Origin of the sequence: Cryobacterium sp. TMT2-17-1, from assembly GCF_004402765.1 — a bacterium.
In the GTDB taxonomy this organism is placed as follows: domain Bacteria; phylum Actinomycetota; class Actinomycetes; order Actinomycetales; family Microbacteriaceae; genus Cryobacterium; species Cryobacterium sandaracinum.
Genome location: NZ_SOGC01000053.1, coordinates 1 through 19412 on the forward strand (window position 1 = coordinate 1; position 19412 = coordinate 19412).

Genomic DNA, 19412 nt, shown 5'->3' on the forward strand with positions numbered 1-19412 from the left:
CGAGACCGGGTGGCGGGTGTTGCACCTCGGTGACGGCACGCTTGAGTGGACGTCGCCGACCGGGCGCACGTTCGTGAGTGAGCCGGCCACGGTCATCCGCTCGGCGTCGCCTGTGCCGAGACCCGCACCGGAACCGCGCACGCCTGCGGCTGAGTCCGAGCCCGAGCCCGATCCCGAGCTCGACCCGGCGCGGTACTGACGGGCGGCTCGCCCGGCCGCAGATCCAGAACTCAGTCCCGCTCCCAGAGGCTCAGTCGGTGCTTTGAGGGGCTAGCGTTGGGTCATGACTGCGATCACTGACGATCTGCCCGCCCGCCTCCTTCACGAAGAGCACGAAGGGTGGCAGGCGATTCTCGCCGGCCGCGGCGGAGACTATTACCGGCGAACGATGACCGCGGACGGACTGCTGATCCTGCCGGGCAGGATCGTCACCCGCAACGAAGCGATCGCCTTCTTCAAGGAGATGCCCGCCATCACGAGCTACCAGCTCCGCGAGCCGGCCGTGGTGCGCCAGAACGAACACGCCGGGGTGCTCGTCTACCGGCTCCTGGCCCACCGCGGCGACGAGGTGATCGAGGCGAACGCGGCCACGACCTACGTATTCGCCGACGGCGGCTGGTGCGTCGCGACGCACCAGCAGACCGCCCTGTAACGACCGGAGAGGGGCCGCTTTTCCGCTCCGCTGCGGACCGTCCGGCAGGGTTGTGAACGCCGGAACCCGGGGATACCGTGGTTAATAAACTGCCACAGAAAGGACTCCGCAATGGCTGATTTCGGTAATGAGGGGCTCGCGGACTTATACCGTCGATCCGGTTCGGTGTCGAGTGCCTACGTTGACGTGACCCAGGATGCGCAGAACCCCCGGCGAACCTCTTCCCTGCGCCAGCGCACCCTGCGGGAAGCGCTGACCGATGCCGGTGCCCCGGAGATCGACATCAGCACCATCATCGAGCTGATTGAGGAGCCGCCGGGCGTGGGCGGTTCGATAGGCAGGCTGATGTTCGTGCGGCAGGGCGTGGTCGAATTCAACGAGGTGCTCTCGGGGGAGCCGCTCGGCGAGTTGCTGGTCTCCTACGGGCCGGTGCCCGCTCTGATCCCCCTGCTGATCCACCGCCCACGGGACCTCAGGTACGTGGTGGCCGAGGCCGGGCGCGACGGCGGCGAGGTCACCCTCTACCGGCTCAGCCGCTCGCACCCGGTTTCCAAGGTGAAGGTGGAGGGCGACACGGAGTTTCTCACGAAGGTGGGTTCCGAAGACGACTTCCTTGCGAACGGGCGCTATCAGCACCGCACCGAGGAGGTGTGGAAGCGCAACGAGGGCCAGATCGCTGCCGCGATCGACGAGGTCGTGCGGGACAGTAAGGCCGAGCTGCTCGTGCTCACCGGCGACGTGCGTGCCCGCCAGTTGCTCGTCGACCAGCTCTCTCCCGCCAGCCGCGAGGTGCTGCACGTCGTTGCCACGAACACCCGCCCGGATGGTGCCACGCAGGAGGAACTCGAAGGTGACCTCAATCGCCACCTCGCGGCGATTCTCGCGCAGGAGGAGCACGACGCCCTCGAGCGGCTGGGGACGGGACAGGGCAGCGGCCTCTCCGAGCTCGACTTCGCGGCCGTGGTGCGGGCCCTGCAGCAGGGCCAGGTCGATGTGCTGATGCTGGCCCCGGACCGGATGGCGGGGACGACTCTGATCGCCCTCGACCGCGAGCCGTGGCTGGCAGCCACCTCGGCCGATGCCCTCGGCGCAAGTGAGCTCGGCTCGGTGCCGGCCGCCGACGCGCTGATCCGGGCGGCGATGCTGACGGATGCGCGGGTGATGGTGGTGTCTCCCGGGGAGCTTCCGGCGGAGACGAGCGCCGCCGCTCTGCTGCGCTGGTCGACCCTCCCGGCCCCGGCCGAAGCTCCCACCCCCGCGGAGGCCGAGCTCGCGAAGCTTCCCAGCCGCGGCGACGCGGTGACATTCCCGCGTCGTCGCGCAGCATCCGGTACTCCGGAGTCTTAGCCGCGGCCAGAACGGCGTTCAACGTGGCGAAGGCCACGTCACCGTCCGGGCGGCACCCGGGGCGCGCCGGCCTGAGCCGTGGCACGCGGCACGTCGATCCCTTGTTCTATACTGACTAGTCAGTACAAACGAGAGGATCGACGTGCAGTCGACAGTGAGGGCGCACGACCTGGCCCTGCGATTCAAGCGGGGCTCGGTTTACGGGCCCCTGAGCTTTGAGGCCGGTACCGGCCTCACCGTGCTCTGCGGCCCCACCGGCAGCGGCCGCACCAGCCTGATGCTGACCCTGGCCGGTCGCATGAAGCCGAGCGAGGGAACCCTCGAGGTGCTTGGCCACGAGCTGCCCCGCCGGGCCCGCCGGGTGCAGAAGCGCACCGGCATCTCCGGCTTCCACGACATCGACACCCTCGAGGAATCGGTCACCGTCGGCGCCGCAATCCGTGAGCGCACGGCCTGGATCTCCCCCTGGTGGGCGTTCATCCGCTCGGTCGACGACACCGAGGTGCGCCGCGTCTGCGCCCCCGTGTTCGGCGGCGTGCCGATTCCGGCTGCCGACACCGTGATCTGGGACCTCAATGAGGTGCAGACCGTGCTGCTGAGGGCCGCGCTCGCGGTCATGAACGAGCCGAGCATCCTCTTCTTCGACCAGGTCGAGCAGGTGCACGCACCGGAGTCCCGGCGCATCCTCTGGCAGCGCCTCGCCTGTGTCGCCGCCGCCGGAACCAGCGTGATCGCGTCCGCGACCGCGCCCGAAACCGAGATGTGGGCCGAGCTCGGCATCGACCCGGCCGTTGTCGTGATGACCAAGGCCGGGATGACCTCGGCCCTCCCATTGAATCAGGAGACCCGCTGAATGTTCGCCTTCCTCTCCTCCGGCACCGAACTGCACCGCTTCGGCAAGGGCAAGATGCCCAAGATCGCCCTCGTCGTGCTTATGTTCATCCCGCTCATTTACGGGGCGCTCTACCTCTGGGCCTTCTGGGCGCCCGACCACGAACTCGACCACCTCCCCGTGGCGCTCGTCAACGGAGACGCCGGCGCCAGCCGGGACGGCGAACCGGTCACCGCCGGCCAGGACCTGGTTGACGAGCTGGTCGACGGCCACGAGCTCGGCTGGACCGTGACGAACGGGGCGGATGCCGCCGCGGGCGTCAGGGACGGCGACTACTACTTCTCGGTCACCATCCCGAGCGACTTCTCGGCCAGCGCCGTCTCCGCCGGCACCGACACCCCGCTTTCGGCCACCGTGCAGGTCGACTACAACGACAGCAACAGTTTTCTCGCCACGACCATGGGCAAGCAGGCCATGGTTCAACTGCGGGACGCGGTCGCCACCGAGATCGGCGACCAGACCGTCAATGCGCTCCTGGTGGGGGTGAACGAGGCCGGTGACGGCATCCGTTCGGCAGCGGGTGGCGCCGGCCGGCTGTTCGACGGGCTCACCACAGCGTCGGCCGGGACCGGCTCCCTCCTGGTCGGCCTCGATGCCCTTGCCGAGGGAGCGCTCACCCTCGACGACGGCGTTGCGCGCCTCACCGACGGCGCCGGCACCCTGGCGACCGGACTGGACACGCTGTCCGACGGCGCCCGGGCGCTCGCCGGCTCCTCGGTGACCCTCTCCGACGGCACCGTGCAGGTGTCCGAGGGGATGCAGGCCGCCGCCACGGGTGCCGCGACCCTCTCCGAGAAATCGGTGCAGCTCGCCGACGGCGCCGACCAGATCGCCGCGGGAACCGGCACGCTGGCCGGCGGCACCGCCTCGGTGTCGACCGGACTGCACGACCTGCTCCTGCAGATACAGGCGGCACCGGAAGGCACCCCCGCGTCGGCGTTCCTGCCGGCCGTGGAGCACCTCGACGCCGGCGCCGGCGCCGTGAACGCGGGTGCCCAAGGCGCGCTCACCCAGACCCAGACCTATGCCGGGCTCAGCGACCAGTTCTCCACCGGAGCCGGGGAACTCTCCGGCAAGCTGATCGCCGGGGCTTCCGGCGCCGCCCAGGTGGCCACCGGTGCCGGGCAACTCTCGGCCGGCGCGGCCTCCCTGGCCGAGGGGGCCGCCACCGCGGCCTCCGGGGCGGACTCCGTACTCGCCGGCAGCGAGCTGCTGGGCGAGGGCACGGGGTCACTGTCCGACGGCACCCGGCAGCTCGTCGACGGCGGCGTGAGCCTGAACACCGGCGCCGCCGAACTCGCCGCCGGCAGCGGCACCCTCGCCGACTCCCTCACCACGGGCGGGCAAAGTGCGCCCGACCTCACCGCGGACCAGATTGCAAAGAAGACGGCCGTAATCGCCAGCCCGGTCACGCTCGTGCAGAAGTGGGAGAACGCCTCCGACAGTTTCGGCGAGGGGTTCGCACCCTTCTTCCTGGCCCTGGCCACCTTCGTCGGCGGGCTGATCACCTGGCTGATCCTGCGGGCTCTGCCAACCCGGGCCCTCGCCAGCGCCGCCTCCGGGCTGCGCTCGACCATGACCGGCTTCCTGCCGGCGATGGCCATCGGGCTCGCCCAGGTCGTGATCATGGTGCTCGTGCTGGTCTACGGCATCGGCCTGCAGCCCGAACACTGGTTCGGGATGAGCGCGTTCCTCTACCTGACGACGCTCGCCTTCCTGGCTCTGCAGCAGATGTTCATCATCCTGCTCGGCGCCGCGGCCGGCCGTGTGGTCAGCCTCGTGCTGCTCATGCTGCAGCTGAGTTCGTCGGGCGGCACCTATCCGGTGGAGACCACGCCCGTGTTCTTCCAGGTGCTGCATCCGTTCATGCCGGCGTCGTACGTCGTGACCGGGCTGCGCGAACTGATCACCGGAGGCATCGACTCTAGACTGTGGGTTTCGGTTGCCGTCCTCGCCGTGATGCTGGTCGGCTCGATCGCGATCAGCGCCTGGAGCGCCGGCCGCCAGAGGATCTGGACCGTGGGCCGGCTGCACCCCGAACTGACCATCTAGCGCGGCCCCGGCACCGAACCGAACCTGCCGGCACCGAACCTGCCGGCACCGAACCTGCCCGTGGAAAGGAACTCCAATGGCACGCGCCACCGGAACGAAACGCGCCATCCTCGACGCCACGCTGGAGCTGGCCGCGACCAGGGGCATCAGCGGCACCACGATGGATGAGGTCGCCGAGCGGGCCGGGGTGGCCAAGGGCAGCCTGTATTACAACTTCAGCTCCAAAGACAAACTGTTTGAGAAACTGCTGCAGGAGGGGGTCGGCGCGCTCGCCGAAACCCTCCGCGCCGCGTCGGCCGGCCTGCACGGCAGCGCGGCCCTCGAGGCGCTGGTGCGCGCGCTGCTCGACCGGATCGCGGCGAACACAGCACTGTCCAAGCTGATGGCGGCGGAGATCTTCCGCACCGACCGCACCTGGCAAAAGACGCTCTTTGCGCTACGGCACGAGGCCCTCGCCGTGTTCGCCGACGCGATCGCGGAGGCGAAGCCGGGCAGCCGTGCCGACGCGACCTGCGGTCTGATGGCGTCGAGCGTGTTCGGTGCCGTGCTGATGGCGGGCCTGGAATGGCTCGTTTTCGAACCGGACCGGCCGCGGGACGAGGTCGCCGCGGCCATCCTCGGTTCCCTCTCCGGTGGCCTGTTCGGCGAGGAGCGGTCCGGGCCTTGTTAGGATCGAGTGTGACCGGCGACAATTTGATTGAGCAGCCCGAGACCCTTCTTCCCGCGGAACCGGAGGTGATCGAGGCGCTCCGCCGAGCCGATAGCGGCAGTATTTCCGGCGTGGTGGAGGCCCATCCGACGTCCTCCCTGGCGTGGGCCGTGCTGGCCGACGCCACGTACCTCGAGGGTCGAACCCTGGAGTCCTATGCCTATGCGCGCGTGGGCTACCACCGCGGCCTCGACGCGCTCCGCAAGGCAGGCTGGCACGGCCAGGGCCCGGTGCGCTGGACCCACGAACCCAATCGCGGATTCCTGCGGGCGCTCTATGCGCTGCGCCGGGCCGCGGGCGAGATCAATGAACAGAACGAGTTCGACCGTCTCACCACCTTCCTGAATGGCGCCGATCCCACGGTGATCAGCCGCCTTGATCAGGAGACCAGCACACCGGACGGCTACCGGGCCACCGACCCGGCCCCGCCCACCGAGGCGTTCTTTATCCGAGGAGAAAACTAAATGCCAGCGATCGTTCTGATCGGAGCCCAGTGGGGCGACGAGGGCAAGGGCAAGGCCACCGACCTCCTCGGCAGCCGGGTTGACTACGTGGTCAAATTCAACGGGGGAAACAACGCCGGCCACACCGTGGTCATCGGCACCGAGAAGTACGCGCTGCACCTGCTGCCGTCAGGCATCCTCACCGCCGGTGTCACGCCGATCATCGCCAACGGCGTGGTCGTCGACATTGAGGTGCTCTTCGAAGAACTTGACGCGCTGATCTCCCGCGGCGTGGACGTGTCCGGACTCAAGGTGAGCGCCAACGCTCACATCATCACCCAGTACCACCGCACGGTCGACAAGGTCACCGAGCGTTTCCTCGGCAAGCGCCAGATCGGTACCACCGGCCGTGGCATCGGCCCGACCTACGCCGACAAGATCAACCGCGTCGGCATCCGCGTGCAGGACCTGTTCGACGAGAACATCCTGCGCCAGAAGGTCGAGGGTGCCCTGGCCCAGAAGAACCACCTGCTGGTCAAGGTCTACAACCGTCGCGCGATCACGGTCGACGAAATTGTCCAGGACCTGCTCAGCTACGCCGAGCGTCTGCGCCCGATGGTCGCCGACACCGCCCTGCTGCTGCACGAGGCCCTCACCGCCGGAAAGACCGTGCTCTTCGAGGGCGGCCAGGCCACGATGCTGGATGTCGACCACGGCACCTACCCGTTTGTCACCTCCTCGAACGCGACCTCCGGCGGCGCCGTGACCGGCTCGGGCATCGGCCCGAACCGGATCGACCGGATCATCGCCGTCGTCAAGGCGTACACGACCCGCGTCGGCGCCGGCCCGTTCCCGACCGAACTGTTCGACGAGTCGGGCGAGTTCCTGCGCGCCAACGGTTTCGAGTTCGGCACCACCACGGGGCGCCCGCGCCGCTGCGGCTGGTACGACGCGCCCGTCGCCCGCTATACGGCCCGCATCAACGGGGTGACCGACTTCGTGCTGACCAAGCTCGACGTGCTGACCGGCCTGGACACGATTCCCGTCTGCGTCGCGTACAGCGTCGACGGCGTGCGCTTCGACGAGGTGCCCGTGTCGCAGTCCGACTTCCATCACGCAAAGCCCATCTTCGAGGACTTCCCCGGCTGGACCGATGACATCACCGGCGCCCGCACCTTCGAGGACTTGCCGCGGAACGCGCAGGCCTACGTGCTCGCGATCGAGAAGATGAGCGGCGCCCGCATCTCGGCGATCGGCGTCGGTCCTGGCCGCGAGGAGATCATCTCGCGCCACGATCTCGTCGACTGAGGCAAGCGCGGCTGTGGGCCGCGGGCCACGGGCTGTCAACGGCGGGCTGCGGGCGGTGCTGAAGGCCTCCGCTCGGTGCCCTGACGAATTCGACGGAGATTTTGCTGCTGGAGGGCGAAAACCGGCCCGCGGCATCCGGTTTCGCCAAAATCTCCGTCGAATTCGTTCGCGCCGACCTGACCGCTGCCGTTCATTCGGTGGCAACCTGGCGCTGCCACAGTGTCGGCATGACTGCCGAACGACCTCAGAGCATCGCCATCGTGGGCCACTATGTGCGGCTCGAACCTCTCACCCGTGCGCTGCTGTCCGAGCTGCACGGCGCGATCGCGCATCCAATGGTTTTCGACGGCGGTTTTGGCGGTGGCCCGGGCGGGCTCCGCACGGACCCGGCCGAGTTCACCGACTGGGCGGATGCCTACGTTCACTGGGCGGGACTGCCCTATGCGGTGCGCTTGGCCGGCGGCCCGCACGCCGGTGACCTCGTGGGCATGTCCACGCTGGGCGACCTGCACCTGCAACACGAGTCGGCCCACGTGGGCTGGACCGCTTACGATCCGCGGGTCTGGGGCACCGCCGTCAACGCGGAGACGAAGCTACTACTGCTCGGGCTGGCCTTCGACCATGGGTTCGGGCGGGTGAAGATCCAGGCGGATGTGATGAACGTGCGGTCCTGCGCGGCTATCGCGGGCATCGGGGCCACGTATGAGGGGATTATCCGCCGGGAGCGGCGGCGGGCCGACGGCAGCTGGCGGGACACCGTGATCTACTCGATCCTCGACAGCGAGTGGCCTCGGGTGCGGGCCGGGCTGCGGGCGCGGCTCGACGGGTACGGCGCGCCTTCGGTTCAGTACCGGGTGCGGCCGCTCGAGACGAGAGAAGTGGCCTGACGGCGGCACCGCCGGATGCCCGTTTGCGTGCTCCGGCGCGCTTCGGCGCGTCTTCCGGCGCGTTCCGGCGCGTTCCGGCGCGTTCCGGCGTGCTCCGGCGTGTGCAGCGGGCCGCGGTCGAGCGCGTCCGTGCGGAGTGTCGGCGGGGCGCGGTACAGTCGGCAGGTGAGAGACGTTCCCGCCGCCGGACGAACCCGGGTCACCCTGCAGTTCCTGGGCATGGGTGTGGTCTGGGGATCCAGTTTCCTGTTCATGAAAGTGGCCCTCGAGGGGGTCACGTTCGGCCAAGTGGCGTGGTCGCGGCTGGTGCTCGGCGGTTTCACGCTCGGCCTGATCGTGCTGACCAGCCGTCCGCGTGTGGCCAATGGGCCGGTGCTGCCGCGCGAGAAGATGGTCTGGCTGCATTTCCTGGTGATCGCGATCACCGGATGCGTCGTGCCGCACCTTCTGTTCGCGTGGGCGGAGCAGTACGTGTCGTCGAGTCTGGCCAGCATCTACAACGCCGTGACGCCGATCATGACCGCGGTGATGGCGACGCTCGCGTTCCGGGTGGAGCGGCTCGCGCGCGGGCAGGTGGCAGGCATCCTTGTGGGCATCGCCGGCGTGGTCGTGATCATCGCGCCGTGGCGCTACGCGGCCCTGACCGGCGACCTCTGGGGCCAGCTGGCCTGCCTGGGCGCGGCGGTCTGCTACGGCTTCACGTTCGGCTACACCCGCCGGTTCCTGAGCGGCCGGCCGATCGCCCCCGCGACTTTCGCGTTCTTGAACATCGGCATCGCCGGGGCGATCATGCTTGTGGCCACCCCGGTGGTGGCGGCGCATCCGGTGGCACTGACCGTGCCGATCGTGGCCGGACTGCTCACTCTCGGCGCGCTCGGCACTGGCGTGGCCTACATCTGGCACATCAACGTGCTGCGCGCCTGGGGACCGACGAACGCGTCGACGGTGACGTATGTCACACCCGTCGTCGGGGTGCTGCTGGGGGTGCTCGTGCTCTCGGAGACCTTCTCGTGGCACGAGCCGGCCGGGGCGGCGCTGGTGCTGCTCGGCATCCTGCTGACCCAGCGGCGGCTGCGCTTGCCTGGGCGGGCGGGGTCGGCGCGGCGGTCGGCGCGGCCGGTGAGGGCGGCCCGGTCGGCGGAGTCGTCTGGGTCGTCCGAGTCGTCTGGGTCGTCCGGGTCGTCCGGGTCGGCGGAGTCGCCCGCGCCGCTGCAGTGGTCACGGAGTTAATGGCGACCGGTATGGCGCCGGAATCGACACTTCCGGTCGAGATCGACTCGCGCGCCGGGCGAAGTCGACCGGAACTGTCGACCTCGGCGGAGCGGGCGTGGAATGCGTTGGAGCGGGTGACCGCTTCCGGGTGGTAGCCCGCGGCCTCCATCGAAGACGGCGGGCAGTGCCGGTCGTGCGGTCACCGCGCGCGAAACGGTATCGTCGAACCATGGCTGCACACGAGGAATTGCCCGCCGGCGCGGGGCAGGAAGCGATCGACGAACTGGGCAGCATCCGTCAGAGTATCGACAACATCGACGCCGCGCTGATCCACTTGCTGGCGGAAAGGTTCAAGTTCACCCAGCAGGTCGGACGGCTCAAGGCCGCGCACGGCCTGCCCCCCGCCGACCCCGAGCGGGAGCTGCTGCAGATCCAGCGACTGCGCGGACTGGCCGAGGAGGCTCGGCTCGACCCGGCCTTCGCCGAGAAGTTCCTGAACTTCATCATCGCCGAGGTCATCCACCACCACGAGAAGATCGCCGGCACCGAGTCGGCGAACGGGTCCGCGCCGCGAGCTGCGGGGGCACGAACGGATGTCGCACGGCCGGTCGTGGGCACCAGCCCCGATTCTTCCGCCACCACGTCGCCGGCCACCTCATGACTTCTCAGACCTCCGCGCTCCCCGGGGCGTCGCGCGCCCTTCCGGCCCAGTTCGGGAAGACCTTCGTCGTCACCGGCGCCAACGCCGGCCTCGGCTACTTCACCACCGAGCAACTCGCCGCCGCGGGCGCCCACGTCGTGCTGGCCTGCCGCAATCTCGCGAAGACGGAAGCCGCGGTCGCGGCCATCCACGCCCGGGTGCCCGGGGCATCCGTGTCGGCGATACCGCTGGACCTGAGCGACCTCACCCAGGTACACCGTGCCGCGGACGCGCTGCTGGAGCTGCCGCGGATCGATGGGCTGATCCTGAACGCGGGCATCGTGCACCCGCCGCGCACGCGCGAGCTGAGCCCCGACGGGCACGAACTGGTCTTCGCGACCAACTACCTCGGCCATTTCGCGCTCACCGCGCGGGTGCTGCCGGCTCTGCGGCGCACGCCCGGCAGCCGGGTCGTCGCGCTCGGGTCGATGATTTCGCGGCTGCTGGACTCGCCGCTGCTCGACCTGCAGTTGGAGTCCGGCTACAACCGGTGGAAGGCCTACGCGCAGTCGAAGATCGCCATGCAGGTGTTCGGCTTCGAGCTCGATCGACGGCTGCGGGCGGCCGGAGCCGGCGGCACTGACGGGGTGCAAAGCCTCGTCGCACACCCCGGTTACTCGATTTCGGGTCTGACGCCGGGCATCCGCGGGGTCAATCAGCCGTCGCGTGCGAGCCGATTCGCCGACACCCTGCAGTCCTTCGGTGCTCAGGGTAAGGACGCCGGGGCCTGGCCCACGGTGAGTGCGGCCGTCGACCCGGACGCCCGTGGCGGCGACTACTACGGCCCTCGCTATCTCACGCGCGGCCTGCCGACGCTGCAGGAGCCCACGCGCACCTCGCTCGACCCCGCGGTCGCAGAGTCGCTCTGGTCACGCTCGGAGCTCCACCTCGGCGCCCCCTTCTCGATCTAGCGGGCGCCCCGCTGCACGGCCCCGCGTGCGCTCAAAATGCCGCCATACGACGGGGAATGGCGGCGTTTCTAGCGCACGCGACCCCTGGAGAGGGTGTGGGGCTGGAGGTGGGATTTAGGGGATCCAACCGCGATCGAGAAGGGCGGTGCGAATTCGGGCGATGACCGCATGGGGAGAGTGGGATTTGTTGACACGGATGACCCGCCACCCTTCTTCCATGGGCTCGTCCAGCCGGTCGATGTCGCGGTGAAACTGTCGTTCGTCTTCGCGGTGCTGGCCGCCGTCATACTCGATCAGGACCTTGTAGCGCAGGTAGGCGAGATCACCCAAGGCCATGAAGGCGCCGTATCGATTGACGAGGGTCAGGTTCACTTCCGGCTCCGGCAGGCCTGCCCGCACGATGAGAAGTCGCAGCACTGTTTCCTTTGCAGAATCGGTGCGCGGACGGACCAGGGCGAGGGCCTCGCGGAGACGACAGGCACCGGGCAAGCCCGCGTGCCGCGCAACGGCCAGGTGAAGTTCCGCCATCGTGGCCGTAGGCCGCTGGCGGCGCACGAGGGAGTCGCCAATGATGATCAACTCATCGAGGGTGAGGACCGTCGACAGCTGGACCCACGCGTCGACCGCTGAAGCGACGGCGAGGTGTCCCACCGAAACGACGCGCACCCGGTCCAGCGGAATCAGATGTCCGCGCACGCCCGTGCCCCGGCGGCGCCGGGTCCGAATGCCTGTGCCTACATCCACGATTGACCGCTCGAGGAGTCGCGCGGGGAGAGGCAGCCCGTGGAGAAGCGCGGCCGTCGCGTGGCTGAAGAACTGATCTGACGGCATCCGCACCGCGTAGTCATAGGCCCGGGTGCGCGCTGCTGCACGGATCCGTGCCCACCTGTCCGCGTCGCTGATGGGGGCCGGTGACGGGCCGCGCCCCACAGGCGCCCGCACGCCGTGGAAGGGCCGCGCGAGGTCGCTGCGCCGCAGTCGCCCGGAATTGACTCCCCGCTGTCGAGCGTCGGCGACGGAAAACGGCCCATCACCGAGCTCGGCCGGCAGCTCAGAAGGCGGTCTCATCGCACGATGATGCCACCCACTGCGATTCGCACGGTGCTCTATCCACAGGCGCCGACCGCAGGCGCTCGCGCGTGCGCGGAAAGTGCCACTTTGATCCCGGCGATGGCGGCCGATTGGTCGCACGCAGGGGCGAAACGGGGTCGGTCGGTCGGAGGGGAGCGGGAGAACGGGCGGAGGAGGAACCCCTACTGCGCGAAACGGGAGGGGAGGGTGCTGCGGTGACGCGTCTGCAAGTCGGCGAGCGACACCGTGAAGTGGTCCTGGATCTCCAGGCTCGCCGAGGTCGAGTCCGTCACGCCGATGCGCAGCACCGGGTAGCCTCGCCCCTCGCAGAGGCCGAGGAACTTCACGTCGTCTTCCCGAGGAACCGATACGATCACGCGCCCGGCCGACTCCGAGAACAGGGCGACGGATGCGTCGATCCCGTCGCGCTCGCAGATGTCGCCGAGCCACACGCGGGCTCCGACCCCGAACCGAAGCACCGCTTCGGCCAGCGTCTGCGCCAGCCCGCCCGAGCTGAGATCGTGAGCGCTGTCGATGAGCGCCTCGATCGACGCCGCGTGCAGCAGCCCCGCCAGGGCGGCTTCGCCGGCCAGGTCGACGACGGGCGGCAGCCCGCCCAGGTGGTCGTGGATGACTTCGGCCCAGGCCGAGCCGTCCAGTTCCTCGCGGGTCACGCCGAGCAGGTAGATGTTGTGGCCGTCGTCCTGCCAGCCGCTGGGCACGCGGCGGGCGACGTCGTCGATCACGCCGAGCACGGCGACCACAGGGGTCGGGTGGATCGGCTGGTCGCCGGTCTGGTTGTAGAACGACACGTTGCCACCGGTGACCGGGATCTCGAGCGCCAGGCATCCGTCGGCTAGACCGTCGACGGTCTGGGCGAACTGCCACATCACCTCGGGGTTCTCCGGCGAACCGAAGTTGAGGCAGTCGCTGATGCCGACCGGCACCGCGCCGGTCACGGCCACGTTGCGGTAGGCCTCGGCCAGAGCGAGCTGCGCGCCGCGGTACGGGTCAAGCTGGCAATAACGGCCGTTCGCATCGGTGGCGATGACGAAGCCGAGGCCCGACTCCTCGTCGATCCGGATCATGCCCGCGTCGTCGGGGAACGAGAGGGCCGTGTTGCCCATCACGTAGCGGTCGTACTGGTCGGTGATCCAGCTCGGGTCGGCCAGGTTCGGCGAGCCGAGCAAGGCCAGGAACTGCTCGCGCAGCACCTCGGGTGAGGTCGGGCGGGGCAGCGCGGAGGCGCTGTCGGCCTGCAGCGCGTCGAGCCAGGTGGGGTAGGCGACCGGGCGGTCGTAGACCGGCCCGTCGACCGCGACGGTGCGCGGGTCCACGTTGACGATCTCCTCGCCGTGCCAGTCGATGATGAGCCGGCCGGAGTCGGTGACCTCGCCGAGCACGCTGGTCTCGACATCCCATTTGGCGGTGATGGCGAGGAAACCGGCGAGCTTCTCCGGGGTGACGACGGCCATCATGCGTTCCTGGCTCTCGCTCATCAGGATCTCTTCGGCCGTCAGGGTGGGGTCGCGCAGCAGCACCTTGTCGAGCTCGATGAACATGCCGCCGTCGCCGTTGGAGGCGAGCTCGCTGGTGGCGCAGGAGATGCCTGCGGCGCCCAGGTCCTGGATGCCCTCGACGAGCTTCTCGCGGTAGAGCTCGAGGCAGCACTCGATCAGCACCTTCTCGGCGAACGGGTCGCCGACCTGCACGGCGGGGCGTTTGGTGGGGCCGCCTTCGGAGAAGGTGTCCGAGGCGAGAATGGATGCCCCGCCGATGCCGTCGCCGCCGGTGCGGGCTCCGAAGAGCACCACCTGGTTGCCGGTGCCGGTGGCGTTGGCGAGGTGCAGGTCCTCGTGGCGCAACACTCCCACGGAGAGTGCGTTGACGAGCGGGTTGCCCTGGTAGACCTTGTCGAACCAGGTCTCGCCGCCGAGGTTGGGCAGGCCGAGGCAGTTGCCGTAGAAGGAGATGCCGGACACGACGCCGTGCACGACGCGGGCGGTGTCGGGGTCGTCGAGACGTCCGAAACGGAGGGCGTCCATCACGGCGACGGGGCGGGCGCCCATCGAGATGATGTCGCGCACGATGCCGCCGACGCCGGTCGCGGCACCCTGGAACGGCTCGATGTAGGAGGGGTGGTTGTGCGACTCGATCTTGAACGTGACCGCCCAGCCCTCGCCGACATCCAGCACACCGGCATTCTCGCCCATGCCGACCATGAGGTTCTTCTTCATGGCGGGGGAGACCTTCTCGCCGAACGAGCGCAGGTATTTCTTCGAACTCTTGTAGGAGCAGTGCTCGCTCCACATCACCGAGTACATCGCGAGCTCGCCGCTCGTGGGGCGGCGGCCGAGGATCTGTCGGATCTCGGCGTACTCGCCCGGGGTCAGCCCCAGCGCGTCGAACGGCTGCTCTTTCTCGGGCGTCGCAATCGCGTTTGCAACGGTGTCGGCAATGCCGCGGGAGGGTGTGGTGGTAACAGCGGTCACGAGTGGCGTTCTCCCAGAGATAACGGATGCTTGACCTGGCGAGTCTACCCGCCGCGCCGCTCCAGCGCCGGTTCCGAGGCCGCCCGGCTATAGCCTGGCAGCGGCCTGGCCGCCCGCTAGCTGCGCCCGCCGGGGGGACCCAGCGACAGCATCACCGTCATGATCGCCACCGCGGCCACGGCGAAACTGCTGATCAGGATCACCGGACGGTTCAGCATCCAGCGCAGCAGCGTGCCCACCCAGGTGTGGTCGCGCGGGTCGTCGGTGGCGACGCGGCGCCAGTCGCCGTCGAGCCGGCCGCTGCGGTCGAGACGGATGTCGAACGGCACCGTTGCGTAGGGCACGATCGCCGTGGCGACGGCGAGCACCATCAGCCGGACCGGCCAGCGCTGGTTCAGGCCCACCAGCACGGCGGTCAGGGCGTAACTGATGAAGACGAACCCGTGCAGGGAGCCGGCGATCCGCACCGGGGTGCCGCCGGCATCCGCCACGTATTTCAGCAGCATGCCGCCGATCAGGAGGGTCCAGGTCACCGCCTCAGCGATGGCGATGGTGCGGTAGAAGAGGCGGGGAGACACGGGGGAACACTCCAGGGGGTGGGGAACGGGACGAAAGAAGGGGGAGCTTCGATCTTCGCAGGGTTGCGGGGGAGCCGCGCATCGGCCGAACGGATGACACGGCGGATCAGTGGGGCAGAGGGCTACCCAGCCGACTGTGCGAGTCTGAAGGGATGACGTACCTTCCCGCGGACACCCGCTACGACTCCATGCCCTACCGCCGCACCGGGCGCAGCGGCCTCAAACTACCCGCGATCTCGCTGGGCCTCTGGCAGAATTTCGGCGGCACCGCACCGATGGAGACGCAGCGCGCCATCCTGCGCCGCGCCTTCGACCTAGGCGTCACCCACTTCGACCTGGCCAACAACTACGGTCCGCCCAAGGGCAGCTCCGAGAGCAACTTCGGCGTGCACCTCGCGCAGGATTTCGCCCCGCACCGCGACGAGCTGGTCATCTCGACCAAGGCCGGCTACGGCATGTGGTCGGGCCCGTACGGCTCGTGGGGTTCCCGCAAGTATCTGCTCTCGAGCCTCGACCAGTCCCTCGGCCGCATGGGCCTGGACTACGTCGACATCTTCTACTCCCATCGGGCCGACCCGGACACCCCGCTCGAGGAGACGATGGGTGCGCTGCACACGGCCGTCACGAGCGGTCGGGCGCTGTACCCCGGCATCTCCTCGTACTCGCCCGAGCGCACCCGGCAGGCCGCCGCGATCCTGGCCGAGATGGGCACGCCGCTGCTGATCCACCAGCCCTCGTACTCGATGTTCAACCGCTGGGTCGAAGACGGACTGCTCGACACCCTGGACGACCTCGGCGTCGGCTGCATCGCCTTCTCCCCGCTGGCGCAGGGGCTGCTCACCGACCGCTACCTGAACGGGGTGCCCGAGGGGTCCCGAGCCTCGCAGGCCGGCTCGATGAGCCGCGACATGGTGAACGACCAGACGGTGGGGCGCATCCGTGCCCTGACCGAGATCGCGGATGCCCGCGGTCAGTCGCTCGCCCAGCTCGCCCTGTCGTGGGTGCTGCGACGCGAAACCGTCACCACGGCGCTCGTCGGCGCCTCCTCGGTGAAGCAGTTGGAGACGAACATCGCCGCGATCGACAACCTCGCGTTCACCGACGCCGAGATCACGGCGATCGACGAGCACGCCGTCGACATGGGCATCAACCTGTGGGAGCCGTCCAGCGCCGTCTAGCCCGGGCGACATCGACGGATGATTCGGGCGGGCCGCTGCGGCGCCCGCGCCGTGATCGCCGGGCAACTTTCCTGGACAGGTTATTAAAAGCAGAGTTATCCTTTTAATAAATCACACGATGAGATCGAGGAGACTGCTAGTGGCAAGAATGAGTGTGGAAGTGGAACTCGAGAAGGGCCAGGTGACGAAGTACCGGCGTCACGAGAACGGGCGTGGACTGGTGTCGCCCGGTGCCCAGGTGAACCCGAGCGCCTACGTGTCGAGCGCAACGTATGTGGAAAGTGACGCCCAGGTCGGGCCTGAATCGTGGATCGGGCAGGGGAGCTGGATCGACCACGGGGCGATCATCGGCGCGCGGGTCTTCGTCGGCGCGAACGTGCATGTCGGGGCCGATGCGATTGTCGGAAACGAGGCGCGCCTGGCCAGCAACACGGACATCGGCCGTGGGGCTTTCATCGCCGACGGTGCGGTCATCGACCACGAAATTGCGGTCCCGGAGTTCACCGACGTCAGTGCACGGCCGACCACCCGAGCACGCACTGTTCCACCGGGGGGCCTGTCGGCGGCATCCGGTCCCGACCGTGCCGGATGGCGGCGAACCTGGGGTGCTCGACGCACGCCGTCACCTCGCCTGCCGGTCCCCCCGGTGTTGGTCACGGTGTCCTAAGCCTCAATCCACCGGTGAGGCTGGGGAGTTGACGGCGCGTTAAACAGAGAATGCCTTCCAGATCAGGAAAAATAGAACTCACTCAGGGTTCATTTCGACTGACACGAAAGGCATCTCGTAGATGCAATTTTTCCATAGGCCCACGGCCTTGTCAGCGTCCCTCGATGACACCAATCTCGTGTCGGCCGCCGGACTCGTCCCTGCGATGATGTTGGCCGCCTCCACGGGCCTGGGCGAGCTTGCCAGCCGGTGATTGACGTTGCCGGGGTACCTCGGGGCGAACGCAGGGTTGAAAGTCACCGCGTTGGTCGCGGGGATGCTCGCCGGCGCGGACTCGATCGATGACATGGCTCTGCTCCGCCACGGCGGGATGAAGAAACTCTTCGCCGATGCCAGACATCAGGCGCCTGCGCGGAGATCGAAGGGGCCATTCGCCCGGCTCGCGCGGCCGCCTGAAACCACTCACCCCTGGAGTCAACTGAACTCGAGGCAGTCCCTCGTGAGTCTTGTGAGTCTGGTGCGATTTGTGAGTCGTGTGAGCTTGGGCCGCACCCGACATTCCTGCCAAATGTGGGCACGCGTGAACCTCTCCGCCCGTAAAGGCACCGGAGTCTGCCCGCCACACGCCCGACACGCGGCACACTCGTCCGGTGCGCTGCGATCCGCCGCAGACGGGAAACCAATTTAAGGCGAAGTATCAAATGCTTTATAAACGTTAGTGTATAAAATAATAGACGTTAGGGAGGAGAGTCAATGGTTGAGAAGCGATTAACCCCCATCCCCGTCCGGCGTGCTCTCCGTGAACTTGGCACAGACATTCAGACGTGGCGGAAACTTCTCGGGTTGACTGCTGCGCAGGTCGCGGACCGCGCGGGCATGAGCCGGGCAACCCTCCACAAGCTGGAATCAGGGCAGGGAGGCGTCAGCCTCGAGACCGCGCTGCGTGTCTTCCGGGCACTTGGAATCATGGACACGGTCGTTGAGAGCGCCGACCCTTATCGCAGCGACATCGGCCGGCTTCGCTCCGAGGAAGTTCTCCCGCAGCGTGTGCGTCAGAGCCGGCCGAAGAAACAGGCCGATGTCTGACGCGGAAGTCTGGGTGCAAATAGACGGTGTCGACGTCCGCGCGGGCACGGTCTACGCGCATCGTCGACGCAACTCCGAGAGCGCCACTTTCACCTACGACATCGATTATCTGGCCAGACCAGACGCGTACTCGCTCGATCCGGGACTACCCCTCTCATCCGGGTCTTTCAACACTGCGGACGGGCGTCGCCTTTTCGGGGCGTTCACGGACTGCGCTCCCGACCGCTGGGGACGCAAACTCATCGAAAGATCCGAACACCACCGTGCCGCACAAGGCGGTGGAGCTGCACGCAGTTTCGGCGAACTTGATTACACGCTCGGTGTTCGCGACGACCTTCGTCAGGGCGCCTTCCGGTTCCGTCGTCCGGGGACCACTGATTGGCTGGGGCCGGCGGCTGCAAGCGTGCCGCACCTGGTCGGCCTGCCGAGACTTCTCCACGCTGTTGAATCTGTTGAGAGCGACCATCCCGATGACGAATCGTTGCGGCTACTCCTGCGTGCGGGAAGCTCTATCGGTGGTGCCCGGCCCAAAGCTTCCGTTGTCAACGGCCGGGGTGCATTGCTCATTGCGAAGTTCCCCCGTGTTGCCTCCGACGAATGGGACGTCATGGCGTGGGAGCAGCTTGCTCTGACGCTGGCCAGCCGGGCAGGCATTCGAACGCCGCGCACTGAATTGATGAGTGTCGCAGGCCGGAACGTGCTGCTGCTCAACAGGTTCGACAGAGTTGGGGATAGTCGCATCGGATATGTGAGCGCTATGACGATGCTCGAAGCAGTTGACGGCGAGCACCGCAGCTACTTGGAAATCGCCGAGGTCATTGAGCAGTCATCCTCATCTGCGACGCGTGACCTTCGCGAGCTGTGGCGCCGGATCGCGTTCTCAATCCTGATCTCTAACACCGACGACCATCTCAGAAACCACGGGTTCCTCCGGTCGGACACCACACGCAGCTGGGACTTGTCTCCCGCGTTCGACCTCAACCCCAACCCGGCAGCGGGACCCAAAGAGTTGTCCACGTCCATCGACTACGACACCTTTTTCGCGGACACCGCCGCCCTCCTAGACGTGGCTCGGTACTTCCGTGTGAAAGACGCCGTCGCACTGCTATTAGAAGTCAAGGCCGCTGTTTCCGGGTGGGTCGTGGAAGCCCGCCGACTCAATATCCCGGAAAGCGAAATTGACCTGATGGCTGGCGCGTTCGTTGCCGGATGAGCCCAGAAGGCTGG

17 protein-coding genes and 3 pseudogenes are annotated in these 19412 nt (G+C 68.1%); 17 read left to right on the forward strand and 3 right to left on the reverse strand.

Annotation, left to right across the window (positions count from 1 at the left end; all coding sequences use genetic code 11):
- The 12 genes and pseudogenes from E3O47_RS16310 to E3O47_RS15560 form a co-directional block, all read left to right on the forward strand.
- A pseudogene (locus tag E3O47_RS16310) lies at positions 1 to 199 on the forward strand (hypothetical protein); the annotation flags it as partial.
- Between the two features lie 84 nt (positions 200 to 283).
- Positions 284 to 652 (forward strand): DUF4440 domain-containing protein, encoded by a 369-nt coding sequence (locus tag E3O47_RS15510; RefSeq protein WP_104099425.1) that lies wholly within the window; start codon positions 284 to 286, stop codon positions 650 to 652.
- 111 nt (positions 653 to 763) lie between these two features.
- On the forward strand, positions 764 to 1999 hold the full coding sequence (locus E3O47_RS15515) for a hypothetical protein (RefSeq protein ID WP_104099426.1): 1236 nt from the start codon (positions 764 to 766) through the stop codon (positions 1997 to 1999).
- Between the two features lie 142 nt (positions 2000 to 2141).
- The gene (locus tag E3O47_RS15520) at positions 2142 to 2852 is read left to right on the forward strand and encodes an ATP-binding cassette domain-containing protein (RefSeq protein WP_134416535.1); all 711 of its coding nucleotides are present in this window, start codon (positions 2142 to 2144) and stop codon (positions 2850 to 2852) included.
- A complete protein-coding gene (locus E3O47_RS15525; protein WP_134421224.1) occupies positions 2853 to 4943 on the forward strand; it encodes a YhgE/Pip domain-containing protein in 2091 nt (696 codons plus the stop codon).
- 76 nt (positions 4944 to 5019) lie between these two features.
- Positions 5020 to 5613 carry a TetR/AcrR family transcriptional regulator gene (locus E3O47_RS15530; RefSeq protein WP_104099429.1) on the forward strand — a complete coding sequence of 198 codons (594 nt, stop codon included), beginning with the start codon at positions 5020 to 5022 and terminating at the stop codon, positions 5611 to 5613.
- Between the two features lie 8 nt (positions 5614 to 5621).
- A complete protein-coding gene (locus E3O47_RS15535; protein WP_233191138.1) occupies positions 5622 to 6116 on the forward strand; it encodes a DUF3151 domain-containing protein in 495 nt (164 codons plus the stop codon).
- A complete protein-coding gene (locus E3O47_RS15540; protein WP_104099431.1) occupies positions 6117 to 7403 on the forward strand; it encodes an adenylosuccinate synthase in 1287 nt (428 codons plus the stop codon).
- A 227-nt stretch (positions 7404 to 7630) separates the two neighbouring features.
- Positions 7631 to 8290: a GNAT family protein gene (locus tag E3O47_RS15545; protein ID WP_233191139.1), complete on the forward strand. Its 660-nt coding sequence runs from the start codon at positions 7631 to 7633 to the stop codon at positions 8288 to 8290.
- A gap of 165 nt (positions 8291 to 8455) precedes the next feature.
- A complete protein-coding gene (locus E3O47_RS15550; RefSeq protein ID WP_347232591.1) occupies positions 8456 to 9520 on the forward strand; it encodes a DMT family transporter in 1065 nt (354 codons plus the stop codon).
- A gap of 211 nt (positions 9521 to 9731) precedes the next feature.
- Positions 9732 to 10052 (forward strand): annotated as a pseudogene (locus tag E3O47_RS15555) (chorismate mutase); the annotation flags it as partial.
- Between the two features lie 107 nt (positions 10053 to 10159).
- The gene (locus tag E3O47_RS15560; protein ID WP_104099433.1) at positions 10160 to 11113 is read left to right on the forward strand and encodes an SDR family NAD(P)-dependent oxidoreductase; all 954 of its coding nucleotides are present in this window, start codon (positions 10160 to 10162) and stop codon (positions 11111 to 11113) included.
- Positions 11114 to 11227: 114 nt separating this feature from the next.
- On the opposite strand, the gene E3O47_RS15565 is transcribed toward E3O47_RS15560, so the two are convergent.
- The 3 genes from E3O47_RS15565 to E3O47_RS15575 form a co-directional block, all read right to left on the reverse strand.
- Positions 11228 to 12181, reverse strand: a complete 954-nt coding sequence (locus E3O47_RS15565; protein ID WP_134421225.1) for a hypothetical protein — start codon at positions 12179 to 12181, stop codon at positions 11228 to 11230.
- Between the two features lie 185 nt (positions 12182 to 12366).
- Positions 12367 to 14676, reverse strand: coding sequence for a phosphoribosylformylglycinamidine synthase subunit PurL (gene purL, locus E3O47_RS15570; protein ID WP_134421227.1), 2310 nt, complete (start codon positions 14674 to 14676; stop codon positions 12367 to 12369).
- A gap of 116 nt (positions 14677 to 14792) precedes the next feature.
- On the reverse strand, positions 14793 to 15254 hold the full coding sequence (locus E3O47_RS15575) for a DUF3817 domain-containing protein (protein WP_134341998.1): 462 nt from the start codon (positions 15252 to 15254) through the stop codon (positions 14793 to 14795).
- Positions 15255 to 15406: 152 nt separating this feature from the next.
- On the opposite strand from E3O47_RS15575, the gene mgrA reads away from it, so the two are divergent.
- The 5 genes and pseudogenes from mgrA to E3O47_RS15600 all read left to right on the forward strand — a co-directional run bounded on the left by mgrA (position 15407) and on the right by E3O47_RS15600 (position 19398).
- Positions 15407 to 16432: an L-glyceraldehyde 3-phosphate reductase gene (gene mgrA, locus E3O47_RS15580; protein WP_134421229.1), complete on the forward strand. Its 1026-nt coding sequence runs from the start codon at positions 15407 to 15409 to the stop codon at positions 16430 to 16432.
- Between the two features lie 148 nt (positions 16433 to 16580).
- Positions 16581 to 17099, forward strand: coding sequence for a hypothetical protein (locus E3O47_RS15585; protein WP_233191140.1), 519 nt, complete (start codon positions 16581 to 16583; stop codon positions 17097 to 17099).
- A 121-nt stretch (positions 17100 to 17220) separates the two neighbouring features.
- Positions 17221 to 17484, forward strand: a pseudogene (locus tag E3O47_RS15590) (IS1380 family transposase); the annotation flags it as partial.
- 368 nt (positions 17485 to 17852) lie between these two features.
- Complete coding sequence (locus E3O47_RS15595; RefSeq protein WP_104099439.1) at positions 17853 to 18185, forward strand: helix-turn-helix transcriptional regulator; 333 nt, start codon at positions 17853 to 17855, stop codon at positions 18183 to 18185.
- Entirely contained in the window at positions 18178 to 19398 is a 1221-nt protein-coding gene (locus E3O47_RS15600; RefSeq protein ID WP_134341996.1) for a type II toxin-antitoxin system HipA family toxin, read from the forward strand. The genes E3O47_RS15595 and E3O47_RS15600 overlap by 8 nt, the downstream gene beginning before the upstream one ends.
- Positions 19399 to 19412: the final 14 nt, after the last annotated feature.